Origin of the sequence: Streptococcus sp. 2342 (assembly GCF_013276795.1) — a bacterium.
Taxonomy (GTDB): Bacteria; Bacillota; Bacilli; order Lactobacillales; family Streptococcaceae; genus Streptococcus.
In genome coordinates, this window is record NZ_VMLR01000003.1 from 594,044 (window position 1) to 606,650 (window position 12,607).

Below are 12,607 nucleotides of genomic sequence, written 5' to 3' on the forward strand. Positions count from 1 at the left end.
TCTTACGGATTTTTTTCTATTCTGCAAGCTATTCCAAACCAGTCTTTTTTTGAGTTTTTTGATAAAATAGTACTATCAGTGAAAAGGATGGAAGCATGACTAAGAAAATTGTAGCTATTTGGGCCCAGGATGAAGAGGGTGTGATTGGTAAGGACAATCGTCTGCCTTGGTATTTACCAGCAGAACTGCAACACTTCAAAGAAACAACTCTGAATCATGCTATCTTGATGGGGCGCGTGACCTTTGATGGGATGGGGCGTCGCTTGCTTCCAAAACGGGAGACCTTGATTTTGACACGTAACTCGGAAGAAAAGATAGATGGGGTTACTACTTTTTATGATATCCAGTCTGTTCTCGACTGGTATCAGGCTCAAGAAAAGAATCTCTATATTATCGGTGGGAAGCAGATTTATCAGGCTTTTGAGCCCTACCTTGACGAAGTGATTGTGACTCAAATTCATGCTCGGGTGGAGGGAGATACCTATTTCCCTGAGGAGTTTGACTTGTCTCTTTTTGAGACAGTTTCAAGCAAATCCTATACCAAAGATGAGAAGAATCCTTATGATTTTACCATCCAATACCGCAAGAGAAAGGAAGTCTAATGGAACGTAGTATATTTGGTTTTTTTACAGCCATGCTGTGTTTGGTCTGCTTGCTTGCTGGAGCACAGGCTTTTCGTAAAAAGCGCTATGGACTTTCTGTCCTGCTCTGGTTAAATGCCTTTACCAATTTGGTCAATAGTATCCATGCTTTTTACATGACCTTATTTTAGATAGAATGACAGTATAGAATAGAACGGAAGGAAATCATGCCTACAAATAGGAATAATGATATGATGGTTTATTGCTCATTTTGTGGCAAAAGCCAAGAAGAAGTACAAAAAATAATCGCAGGTAACAACGCCTTTATCTGTAATGAATGTGTGGAGTTAGCCCAGGAAATCATTCGTGAGGAGTTGGCGGAAGAAGTCTTGGCAGACTTGTCTGAAGTTCCAAAACCAATCGAACTCCTCCATATCTTGAACCACTATGTAATTGGTCAAGATCGTGCCAAACGTGCCTTGGCAGTGGCAGTTTACAACCACTACAAACGTATCAATTTCCACGATACGCGTGAAGAGTCGGAAGATGTGGATTTGCAGAAGTCAAATATCTTGATGATTGGCCCAACTGGTTCGGGGAAAACTTTCCTTGCTCAGACCTTGGCTAAGAGTTTGAATGTACCTTTTGCGATTGCAGATGCGACAGCTCTGACGGAGGCTGGTTATGTGGGTGAGGACGTGGAAAATATCCTCCTCAAACTCCTGCAGGCTGCTGACTTTAATATTGAACGTGCAGAGCGTGGGATTATCTACGTGGATGAAATTGACAAGATTGCCAAGAAGAGTGAGAACGTGTCTATCACACGTGATGTTTCTGGTGAAGGGGTGCAACAAGCCCTTCTCAAGATTATTGAGGGAACTGTTGCTAGCGTTCCGCCTCAAGGTGGACGCAAACATCCACAACAAGAGATGATTCAAGTGGATACCAAAAATATCCTCTTCATCGTGGGTGGTGCCTTTGATGGCATTGAAGAAATCGTCAAACAACGTCTTGGAGAAAAAGTCATCGGATTTGGTCAAAATAACAAGGCGATTGATGAAAACAGCTCATACATGCAAGAAATCATCGCAGAAGATATTCAAAAATTTGGTATTATCCCTGAGTTGATTGGACGCTTGCCAGTCTTTGCTGCTCTTGAACAGTTGACAGTAGATGATTTGGTTCGTATCTTGAAAGAGCCAAGAAATGCCTTGGTCAAACAGTACCAAACCTTGCTTTCTTATGATGATGTCGAGTTGGAATTTGACGATGAAGCCCTTCAGGAAATTGCCAATAAGGCTATCGAACGCAAGACAGGGGCGCGTGGTCTTCGCTCGATTATTGAAGAAACCATGCTAGATGTCATGTTTGAAGTACCGAGTCAGGAAAATGTGAAATTGGTCCGCATCACAAAAGAAGCTGTCGATGGAACGGATAAACCAATCCTAGAAACAGCCTAGAGGTGACTATGGAACTTAATACACATAATGCTGAAATCTTGCTCAGTGCGGCTAACAAGTCCCACTATCCGCAGGATGAACTACCAGAGATTGCCCTAGCAGGGCGTTCAAATGTTGGCAAGTCTAGCTTTATCAATACTATGCTGAATCGTAAGAATCTGGCTCGTACGTCAGGGAAACCTGGGAAAACCCAGCTTCTCAACTTTTTTAACATTGACGACAAGATGCGCTTTGTGGATGTGCCTGGTTATGGCTATGCCCGTGTTTCTAAAAAGGAACGTGAAAAGTGGGGGCGCATGATTGAGGAGTACCTAACGACTCGGGAAAATCTTCGTGCAGTTGTTAGTCTAGTTGACCTCCGTCATGACCCATCAGCAGATGATGTACAGATGTACGAATTTCTTAAGTATTATGAGATTCCAGTCATCATTGTGGCGACCAAGGCAGACAAGATTCCACGTGGTAAATGGAACAAGCACGAATCAGCAATCAAAAAGAAATTAAACTTTGACCCAAGTGACGACTTTATCCTCTTTTCATCTGTCAGCAAGGCAGGGATGGATGAGGCTTGGGATGCAATTTTAGAAAAATTATGAGGTAAAGAAATGGCAAAAACAATTCATACAGACAAAGCTCCAAAGGCTATCGGACCATATGTTCAAGGAAAAATCGTTGGCAATCTTCTGTTTGCTAGCGGTCAAGTTCCCCTATCTCCTGAAACTGGGGAAATCGTAGGAGAGACTATCCAAGAACAGACAGAACAAGTCTTGAAAAACATCGGTGCTATTTTGGCAGAGGCAGGAACTGACTTTGACCATGTTGTCAAAACAACTTGTTTCTTGAGCGATATGAACGACTTTGTTCCTTTTAACGAGGTTTACCAAACGGCCTTTAAAGAGGAATTTCCAGCTCGTTCAGCAGTAGAGGTAGCTCGTCTTCCTCGTGATGTAAAAGTCGAAATTGAAGTCATCGCAGAGATTGGATAAACTAGTTGAAGTTTGGTGTTGCCAAACTTCTTTTGATATAAGGAGAAAAAGATGACAAAGAAACAACTTCACTTGGTGATTGTGACAGGGATGAGTGGTGCGGGAAAAACTGTAGCCATTCAGTCCTTCGAGGATCTAGGTTATTTTACCATTGATAATATGCCACCAGCTCTCTTGCCTAAGTTTTTGCAGTTGGTGGAAACAAAGGAAGACGACCATAAGTTGGCCTTGGTGGTGGATATGCGCAGCCGTTCTTTCTTTTCAGAAATTCAAACTGTTTTGGATGAGTTGGAAAACAAGGAAGAACTGGACTTTAAAATCCTCTTCTTGGACGCAGCAGATAAGGAATTGGTCGCGCGCTACAAGGAAACCAGACGAAGTCATCCATTAGCAGCAGACGGTCGTATTTTAGATGGAATTAAGCTGGAACGTGAACTCTTGGCACCTTTGAAAAATATGAGCCAAAATGTGGTGGATACAACTGAACTTACTCCTCGTGAACTGCGTAAAACCCTTGCAGAGCAGTTTTCAGATCAAGAACAAGCCCAGTCTTTCCGTATCGAAGTCATGTCTTTTGGCTTTAAATATGGAATCCCGATTGATGCAGATTTAGTCTTTGATGTGCGCTTTTTGCCAAATCCATATTATCTTCCAGAACTGAGAAACCAAACGGGTGTAGATGAACCAGTTTATGACTATGTCATGAATCATCCTGAGTCAGAAGACTTCTATCAACATTTGTTGGCCTTGATTGAGCCGATTTTGCCAAGTTACCAAAAGGAAGGTAAGTCCGTTTTGACCATTGCCATGGGTTGTACAGGGGGACAACACCGTAGTGTGGCCTTTGCCAAACACTTGGCGCAGGACTTATCCAAGAATTGGCCTGTCAATGAAGGGCATCGTGACAAAGACCGAAGAAAGGAAACGGTAAACCGTTCATGAGAAAACCAAAGATAACGGTGATTGGTGGAGGGACTGGGATCCCCGTCATTCTTAAAAGTCTGCGTGAAAAAGATGTGGAAATCGCTGCTATCGTAACGGTAGCGGATGACGGTGGTTCATCAGGTGAACTCCGAAAAAATATGCAGCAATTGACACCGCCAGGTGATCTTCGTAATGTCCTTGTGGCCATGTCGGATATGCCTAAGTTTTATGAGAAGGTCTTTCAGTACCGCTTTTCTGAGGATGCGGGAGCCTTTGCTGGCCACCCATTGGGAAATCTCATTATCGCTGGCCTGTCAGAAATGCAGGGTTCGACCTATAATGCCATGCAGTTATTGAGCAAATTTTTCCATACAACAGGGAAAATTTATCCTTCCAGTGACCATCCTTTGACCCTGCATGCAGTCTTTCAGGATGGGACAGAAGTGGCTGGAGAGAGTCATATTGCAGACCATCCAGGCATGATTGACCATGTCTATGTGACCAATACCCTCAACGATGATACGCCTCTGGCCAGTCGTCGAGTAGTGCAGACCATTCTTGAAAGTGACATGATTGTCCTAGGGCCTGGCTCTCTCTTTACCTCTATTTTGCCCAATATTGTCATTAAGGAAATTGGGCAGGCGCTTTTGGAAACTAAGGCAGAAATCGCCTATGTCTGCAATATCATGACCCAACGTGGGGAGACAGAACACTTTACAGATAGTGATCATGTGGAGGTCTTGCATCGTCATCTTGGTCGCCCTTTTATCGATACTGTCTTGGTAAATATCGAAAAAGTGCCTCAGGAATACATGAATTCCAACCGGTTTGATGAATACTTGGTGCAGGTGGAACATGATTTTGCAAGTCTTTGTAAGCAAGTTCCGCGCGTGATTTCATCCAACTTCCTCCGTCTGGAAAATGGTGGTGCCTTCCACGATGGGAATTTGATAGTGGATGAGTTGATGCGGATTATACAGGTGAGAAAATGAGTTTCACAGTAGCAGTAAAAGAAGAAATCCTAGGTCAGCACCATCTAAGCCGGCATGAATTATCTGCCATTATCAAGATGTCTGGTAGCATCGGTCTCTCGACCTCGGGCCTGACCTTGTCCGTCGTGACAGAAAATGCCAAACTGGCTCGTCACCTCTATGAGTCCTTTCTCCATTTCTATGAAATCAAATCGGAAATACGTCACCACCAAAGAAGCAATCTCCGCAAGAATCGGGTCTATACCGTTTTTACAGATGAAAAGGTGCAGGATTTGTTAAGTGATTTGCACTTGGCAGACTCCTTCTTTGGTCTGGAAACAGGTATTGATGAGGCGATTTTATCGGATGAGGAAGCAGGTCGTGCCTATCTCTGTGGTGCTTTCTTGGCAAATGGAAGCATTCGTGACCCTGAGTCAGGCAAGTATCAGTTGGAAATCAGTTCTGTTTATCTGGACCACGCGCAAGGGATTGCCTCCCTTCTCCAGCAGTTTTTACTGGATGCCAAGGTGCTTGAACGCAAGAAGGGAGCTGTGACCTATCTCCAGCGTGCCGAAGATATTATGGACTTTCTTATAGTAATCGGAGCCATGAAGGCGCGTGATGATTTTGAGCGGGTTAAGATTTTGCGGGAAACTCGTAACGATCTTAATCGAGCCAATAATGCCGAGACAGCTAATATTGCTCGGACAGTTTCTGCCAGCATGAAGACTATCAACAATATCAGCAAAATCAAAGATATTATAGGCTTAGAAAATCTGCCAGTGGATTTGCAGGAAGTAGCGCAGTTGCGGATTCAGCACCCAGACTACTCTATCCAACAGTTGGCAGATAGCCTCAGCACCCCTCTGACCAAAAGTGGTGTCAACCACAGACTCAGAAAAATAAATAAATTAGCTGATGAACTATAAAACCAGGCTCTTGTTTTGCGAGGTTCTTTTTTGAAATAAAAAGAGGTTGGGCAAAAAGCAATGTCATTAAGTTAAGAAATTTGGCTCTTTAAAATCAAAAACGCATAATATCCGGTGTTGACTTGAACCGTAATACTATGCGTTTTATTGTGAGAAAATTTATTTCATTTTCTCCTGAAATTGAGTTTTTACCCAGTCTCTAATGAGTTATTTCCAAGTGACCAGTTCGCTCCAAACGCTAACATTCGATATAGTAGAGGTTTCACCAGCTGGAACCCATTTGTTGGTGCCTAAGTATCTAACTTCTAGTTTACGAACGTTTACTGTGTAAGATGCTTTTAGTCTAATATAACCATAAGTGTAGGGTGGTACGTTATGGGAGACTGAGTGATTTAAACTAAGTCCAGCTCCAGACTCCGGAGCAGAAAAGCTAACACCTGCACCTACAGTCAGAGTAGCTCCAGCTTTTCCACCATAGGCAGTTGAACTTACAGGACCTGATGTGGTGCTTTTCTTGTAAGAGTGAGAGTATTTAGTTCTATAGTCTGCAACACCAGTTGCATTAGAACGAGTCTGATACGTAGATTTAGACTCTAAATAGGCGTCTCTAAGTTCAGTCGTATAAAATGACAATAACTCTCCTGTGTTGATATCTTTTACAATACGATTAGATACAATTTCATAATTTGTACCAGGATAGACATCAGCAAAAACCGTAGATGTTGTGACTAAGAATAATAGACTTGATAGTAGAGAGAAAAACAATAGTTTCAGTTTAATCATAACAAATTTCCTTTCTTCATGAGTAAAAGATTATTTTTTCAATCCTTTGAAAGTTATAATGCAACCCGAAATAATACTGAGAGTTCCTACAGGTCTCCAATATAGTTGCCAAAAGAATAAATTTATTCTTTCTTTCAGTGTCGCATAGGGTTCGGCATAATAGGGGTTGATGTGAAATAATAAAAAACCAAAACATAAAACTATGATTCCAGTTAAGAATAAAATGTCCTTATTTACTTTCCTCATAAAACCTCCTTTTATTTTATTTAAAGCGCTTTCTATTATTAGTATACGTCAAAAAAAGAAAAAAACAAGTCTATTTATTTATTTTTTTATATGGTATAATAGAATAGTTGGAGAGTTTTTATATAGCTTTAAAAGGCTGATATGAATACTTTGTATAATCTAATGATTCTTCAAAAAATTTCTTATTCAAACAAGAGCAAAGAGAAGGTGGGCTGCATATCAGAAGTTAGATGTATTTCTGTCTAACTTTTGAGGTGTAGTTCATTTTAAAACCACGAATCCTATGTGACTCGTGGTTCTTTTTTATAAACTAGTAGAGTGTTTTGGTTGTACTTTTTGCTCAGGGTCGATGTAGTTGATAGCATTATTGACAGCAGTTGGAGCTTCTCCGAGACCTGTCGCAATCAAGTCAATTTTTCCGTCATAGTAGCAGCAGTCACCGATAGCATAGATACCTGCTTGGCTAGATTCTTGTTTGCTGTTGACGATAATCTTGTGGCGGTTGAGGTCGAGCCCCCAGTTTTTAAGATTACCGACCGAAGATTTGAAACCATAGTTGACAAAGAGGTGGTCTAGGTCAATCGTTTCGGTTTCATCAGATTTGACTTTTGTGATTTCAAGTTTATCGAGTGCTTTTCCATCTCCAAGGAGTTGGCTAGGAACGAATGGTGTCTTGATGGATACAGATGATTCTTGCAGGGCTTGAACACTGTGTTCCAAGGCACGGAAATTATCTCTGCGGTGAACAAGGGTGGTTGGTGCAATTTTTTCAAAAGCCAAAGCCCAATCCACTGCTGAGTCTCCCCCACCAAGAATCGTCACTTTCTTACCAGCGTATTGCTGGATGTTGGAAACGTGGTAATGGATATTTTCATAGCCCTCAACGCCTTCTAGTTCCAAAGGACGTGGTTTGAAGGCACCGCCACCCATAGCGATGATAACTGTTTTAGTCAGGTGACTTCCTTTAGAAGTCGTGATGGTAAATCCTTCTTCTTGTTTTTCAATCTCAAGAACCGTTTCATTAAGATGAATAGGGGTATCGAAGCTGTTTAGCTGTTCAATCAAGCGGTTAGTCAACTCTTCTCCAGTCAGATTTGGGAAGCCTGGGACGTCTAGGATTTCCTTTTCAGGGTAGAGAATAGCAGGTTGTCCACCCAGTTGGGGAAGAGAGTCGATGATTTGAACCTTGGCTTGGCGTAGGTGGGCATAAAAGGCTGCAAAAAGCCCGACAGGACCACCACCTACAATGGTAATATCATAGAGTTGAGACATGGTTTCTCCTTTGTTTTTTCTAGTCAGTTTATTGTATCATATTTTTGCTCAATGTAAAATGGACTAGGATAGGGAAAAAAATGCCAGAAAATGGTATAATAGGACGAAAGTGTTTTGATAGGGAGGATATCAGGGATGAATTTTCAACAATTATCCAATCTGCAATATTGGACCAGTTTGTTTGCAAGTCCATGGACGATAGCTATCAATCTGATTGATATTTTGATTGTTGCTTATATTTTATATCATTTTACAAAAGCTATTGCAGGAACCAAGATTATGATTTTGGTACGTGGAGTTTTGGTGTTTATTTTAGCTCAAATCCTTGCAAATATGATTGGCTTGACTACGATTTCTTGGTTGATCAATCAAATTATTACTTATGGGGTTATTGCGGCGGTTGTTATCTTCTCTCCAGAGATTCGGACTGGTTTGGAACGTTTGGGAAGAGCGACAGATTTCTTTTCCAATGCCCCTATTAGTGCTGAGGAACAGATGATTCGTGCCTTTGTTAAGTCTGTTGAATACATGAGTCCTCGTAAAATCGGGGCCTTGGTTGCTATTCAGCGTGTACGTACCTTGCAGGAGTATATTTCGACAGGAATTCCCTTAGATGCTAAGATTTCTGCAGAACTTCTCATTAACATTTTTATTCCCAACACTCCCCTACATGATGGTGCGGTGATTATCAGAGAAGAACGTATCGCTGTGACGTCTGCCTATCTGCCCTTGACAGAAAGTACAGGAATTTCCAAGGAATTTGGAACCAGACATCGGGCGGCTATTGGTTTATCAGAAGTCTCAGATGCCTTGACTTTTGTCGTATCAGAGGAAACGGGAGGAATTTCGATAACCTATAATGGAAGCTTTAAGCACAACCTAACACTTGATGAATTTGAAACAGAATTACGTGAAATCTTACTTCCAAAAGAGGAAGCAGGTCTTAGTTTTAAAGAACGATTGCTAGGAGGATGGAAACATGAGAAAAAATAGTTTATATATCATATCCTCACTCTTTTTTGCTTGTGTCTTATTTGTCTATGCTACGGCGACGAATTTTCAAAACAGTACCAGTGCTAGGCAGGTAAAAACGGAAACCTATACGAATACAGTAACAAATGTCCCTATTGACATACGCTATAATAGTGATGAGTATTTTATTAGCGGTTTTGCTTCAGAAGTATCAGTGGTCTTGACTGGTGCAAATCGCCTATCGCTAGCTAGTGAAATGCAAGAAAGCACACGTAAATTCAAGGTTACTGCTGACCTAACAGATGCCAGTGTTGGAACGATTGAAGTTCCTTTGAGCATTGAAGATTTACCCAATGGGCTGACCGCTGTGGCGACTCCGCAAAAAATTACAGTCAAGATTGGTAAGAAGGCTCAGAAGAATAAGGTAAAGGTTGTACCAGAGATTGACCCTAGTCAAATTGATAGTCGGGTACAGATTGAAAATGTCACGCTGTCAGATGAAGAAGTGTCGATTACGAGTGACCAAGAGACATTGGATAGAATTGATAAGATTATCGCTGTCTTGCCAACTAGTGAACGGATTACAGGTAATTACAGTGGTTCAGTACCTTTGCAGGCAATCGACCGCAATGGTGTTGTCTTACCAGCAGTTATCACTCCCTTTGATACAATAATGAAGGTGACTACAAAACCAGTAGCACCAAGTTCAAGCACATCAAATTCAACAACAAGCAGTTCATCGGAGACATCTTCGTCAACGAAAGCAACTAGTTCAAAAACGAATTAAAAATAGGAAAAGGATTTTATAAAATGGGTAAATATTTTGGGACTGATGGAGTCCGTGGAGAAGCTAACGTAGAACTTACTCCGGAATTAGCCTTTAAACTAGGACGTTTTGGAGGCTATGTTCTCAGTCAACATGAAACGGAAGCACCGAAAGTCTTTGTAGGACGTGACACACGTATTTCAGGGGAAATGCTAGAATCTGCCCTAGTAGCAGGTCTCCTTTCAGTTGGTATTCACGTATACAAACTAGGTGTTCTGGCAACACCAGCAGTAGCTTACTTGGTAAAAACTGAGGGAGCTAGTGCGGGTGTCATGATTTCTGCTAGCCACAACCCAGCCCTTGATAACGGAATCAAGTTCTTTGGCGGTGATGGCTTCAAACTAGATGATGAAAAGGAAGCAGAAATTGAAGCCTTGCTAGATGCTGCAGAAGACACTCTGCCACGTCCAAGTGCAGAAGGCTTAGGAACCTTGGTAGATTATCCAGAAGGCTTGCGTAAGTATGAAGGCTACCTTGTTTCAACTGGAACTCCTCTTGAAGGAATGAAGGTTGCCTTGGACACAGCAAACGGTGCAGCTTCTACAAGTGCCCGTCAAATCTTTGCAGACCTTGGTGCCCAATTGACGGTTATCGGGGAAACACCAGACGGTCTTAACATCAATCTTAATGTTGGTTCAACTCACCCAGAAGCCCTTCAAGAAGTGGTCAAAGAAAGCGGATCAGCTATTGGTTTGGCCTTTGACGGAGACAGTGACCGTTTGATTGCTGTCGATGAGAATGGGGACATCGTCGATGGTGATAAGATTATGTACATCATCGGGAAATACCTTTCTGAAAAAGGACAATTGGCTCAAAATACAATCGTGACAACTGTTATGTCCAACCTTGGCTTCCACAAGGCCTTGGACCGCGAAGGTATTAACAAGGTAGTAACTGCAGTTGGCGACCGCTACGTTGTTGAAGAAATGAGAAAATCAGGCTACAACCTCGGTGGTGAACAGTCTGGCCACGTGATCTTGATGGATTACAATACAACAGGTGATGGTCAATTATCCGCTGTCCAATTGACTAAAATCATGAAGGAAACTGGTAAGAGCTTGTCAGAGTTGGCAGGAGAAGTAACCATTTACCCACAAAAATTAGTTAATATCCGAGTGGAAAATGCCATGAAGGAAAAGGCTATGGAAGTGCCAGCTATCAAGGTTATCATCGAGAAGATGGAAGCTGAAATGGCGGGGAATGGACGTATCCTTGTTCGCCCAAGTGGAACAGAGCCCCTCTTGCGTGTTATGGCAGAAGCGCCTACAACAGAAGAAGTGGACTACTATGTTGATACCATCGCTGACGTAGTGCGAGCTGAAATCGGGATTGACTAAATCCTAGAAAACTAGATGAAAATAAAAAATTATGGTACAATAGCTTATAATATTGTAGCCGAGGGAGAAAGACATGAATCTTAAACGTGAACAAGAATTTGTTAGTCAGTATCATTTTGATGCGCGTAATTTTGAATGGGAAAATGAAAATGGAGCTCCTGAAACTAAGGTGGATGTGAACTTCCAATTGCTCCAACATGATCAAGAAAATCAAGTGACTTCCTTGATTGTTATCTTGACATTTATGATTGTATTTGATAAGTTTGTCATTAGTGGAACTATTTCACAAGTAAACCATATCGATGGCCGTATTGTCAATGAACCAAGTGAATTGAGCCAAGAAGAAGTGGAAACTTTGGCTCGTCCAAGTTTGAACATGCTTAACCGTTTGACTTACGAAGTAACTGAAATTGCATTAGACTTACCAGGAATCAATTTGGAGTTCTAATATGAAACTAGCTGTTATTACAGATTCCTCTGCCTATCTCAGTGCAGAGACCTTGCAAAGAGAAGACTTGTTTGTCTTGGATATTCCTGTCAATATTGATGGTGAGGAGTATGTCGAAGGTATCAATCTGACTGCTGAGGAATTTTACCAAAAAATGGCTCAGGCTTCTGAATTGCCTAAGACCAGTCAACCAAGCATTGCCAAGTTAGATGAAATCTTAACTTCGCTCAAAGAACAAGGCTATACCCATGCCTTGGGGCTTTTCCTATCTTCTGGAATTTCAGGTTTTTACCAAAATATCCAGTATATGGTGGATGACTATGAAGGTTTAACTATTGCCTTTCCAGACACTTTGATTACAAGTGCTCCTCTGGGTATCATGGTTGAAAGCGTCTTTAACTGGCGAGACCAGGGCGATGATTTTGCCAGCATTCAGGATAAGCTAGCCATTCAAATCAGTCGTACGTCAGCCTTTATCATGGTAGATGATTTGGACCACTTGGTCAAAGGTGGACGTCTTTCAAATGGTGCTGCTATTTTGGGCAATTTGCTTAGCATTAAGCCAATCCTCTATTTCAATGACCAAGGTGTGATTGAAGTTTACGAAAAAGTTCGTACGGAAAAGAAAGCAACCAAGCGCTTAATTGAGATTATCAAGGAAGAAACAGCTTCAGGGCAATATCGTGTCATTGTCATTCATGGGAATGCTCCTGAAAAGGCTGAGGAATTGCGTCAGCACTTGATTGAATCTGGATTGAGTTCAGATGTTTCACTTGCTACATTTGGTAGTGTCATTGGAACCCACCTAGGAGCAGGAAGTATTGCCTTGGGTTATATTCCAGTGATTTAGTTGGCACTTCTAGACTAGTTAA

At 41.7% G+C, this 12,607-nt stretch carries 15 protein-coding genes; 13 read left to right on the forward strand and 2 right to left on the reverse strand.

Annotated features, from left to right (window positions below; all coding sequences use genetic code 11):
• The first annotated feature begins 95 nt into the window (after positions 1-95).
• From HT689_RS05300 to whiA, 8 genes are read left to right on the forward strand one after another with little or no spacing between them, the layout of a single operon-like run.
• Positions 96-602, forward strand: a complete 507-nt coding sequence (locus HT689_RS05300; RefSeq protein WP_173226798.1) for a dihydrofolate reductase — start codon at positions 96-98, stop codon at positions 600-602.
• Positions 602-772: a hypothetical protein gene (locus HT689_RS05305; protein WP_000442260.1), complete on the forward strand. Its 171-nt coding sequence runs from the start codon at positions 602-604 to the stop codon at positions 770-772. Before HT689_RS05300 ends, HT689_RS05305 begins: the two co-directional genes overlap by 1 nt.
• Positions 773-808: 36 nt before the next feature.
• Positions 809-2,041 carry an ATP-dependent Clp protease ATP-binding subunit ClpX gene (clpX, locus tag HT689_RS05310; RefSeq protein ID WP_012972566.1) on the forward strand — a complete coding sequence of 411 codons (1,233 nt, stop codon included), beginning with the start codon at positions 809-811 and terminating at the stop codon, positions 2,039-2,041.
• Between the two features lie 8 nt (positions 2,042-2,049).
• The gene (gene yihA, locus HT689_RS05315) at positions 2,050-2,637 is read left to right on the forward strand and encodes a ribosome biogenesis GTP-binding protein YihA/YsxC (RefSeq protein ID WP_000422605.1); all 588 of its coding nucleotides are present in this window, start codon (positions 2,050-2,052) and stop codon (positions 2,635-2,637) included.
• A gap of 9 nt (positions 2,638-2,646) precedes the next feature.
• Positions 2,647-3,027: a RidA family protein gene (locus HT689_RS05320; RefSeq protein ID WP_001140420.1), complete on the forward strand. Its 381-nt coding sequence runs from the start codon at positions 2,647-2,649 to the stop codon at positions 3,025-3,027.
• A gap of 51 nt (positions 3,028-3,078) precedes the next feature.
• Positions 3,079-3,969 (forward strand): RNase adapter RapZ, encoded by an 891-nt coding sequence (gene rapZ, locus HT689_RS05325; RefSeq protein ID WP_173226794.1) that lies wholly within the window; start codon positions 3,079-3,081, stop codon positions 3,967-3,969.
• Entirely contained in the window at positions 3,966-4,943 is a 978-nt protein-coding gene (locus HT689_RS05330; protein ID WP_172929042.1) for a YvcK family protein, read from the forward strand. The genes rapZ and HT689_RS05330 overlap by 4 nt, the downstream gene beginning before the upstream one ends.
• A complete protein-coding gene (whiA, locus tag HT689_RS05335) occupies positions 4,940-5,851 on the forward strand; it encodes a DNA-binding protein WhiA (protein WP_172929044.1) in 912 nt (303 codons plus the stop codon). Before HT689_RS05330 ends, whiA begins: the two co-directional genes overlap by 4 nt.
• A gap of 207 nt (positions 5,852-6,058) precedes the next feature.
• Here whiA and HT689_RS05340 read toward each other — a convergent pair whose 3' ends face one another.
• Positions 6,059-6,484 carry a hypothetical protein gene (locus HT689_RS05340; protein WP_226373187.1) on the reverse strand — a complete coding sequence of 142 codons (426 nt, stop codon included), beginning with the start codon at positions 6,482-6,484 and terminating at the stop codon, positions 6,059-6,061.
• 699 nt (positions 6,485-7,183) lie between these two features.
• Positions 7,184-8,152, reverse strand: a complete 969-nt coding sequence (locus HT689_RS05345; RefSeq protein WP_173226792.1) for an NAD(P)/FAD-dependent oxidoreductase — start codon at positions 8,150-8,152, stop codon at positions 7,184-7,186.
• 135 nt (positions 8,153-8,287) lie between these two features.
• Here HT689_RS05345 and cdaA point away from each other — a divergent pair, with 135 nt between their 5' ends.
• From cdaA to HT689_RS05370, 5 genes are all read left to right on the forward strand, one after another.
• A complete protein-coding gene (gene cdaA / locus HT689_RS05350) occupies positions 8,288-9,145 on the forward strand; it encodes a diadenylate cyclase CdaA (protein WP_050089436.1) in 858 nt (285 codons plus the stop codon).
• A complete protein-coding gene (locus HT689_RS05355) occupies positions 9,132-9,911 on the forward strand; it encodes a CdaR family protein (protein WP_084358166.1) in 780 nt (259 codons plus the stop codon). Before cdaA ends, HT689_RS05355 begins: the two co-directional genes overlap by 14 nt.
• A 23-nt stretch (positions 9,912-9,934) precedes the next feature.
• Positions 9,935-11,287, forward strand: coding sequence for a phosphoglucosamine mutase (glmM, locus tag HT689_RS05360; RefSeq protein WP_173226790.1), 1,353 nt, complete (start codon positions 9,935-9,937; stop codon positions 11,285-11,287).
• Between the two features lie 73 nt (positions 11,288-11,360).
• Positions 11,361-11,735: a DUF1149 family protein gene (locus tag HT689_RS05365; protein WP_001050088.1), complete on the forward strand. Its 375-nt coding sequence runs from the start codon at positions 11,361-11,363 to the stop codon at positions 11,733-11,735.
• A gap of 1 nt (position 11,736) precedes the next feature.
• On the forward strand, positions 11,737-12,585 hold the full coding sequence (locus HT689_RS05370; RefSeq protein ID WP_173226788.1) for a DegV family protein: 849 nt from the start codon (positions 11,737-11,739) through the stop codon (positions 12,583-12,585).
• The last annotated feature ends 22 nt before the right edge of the window (positions 12,586-12,607 follow it).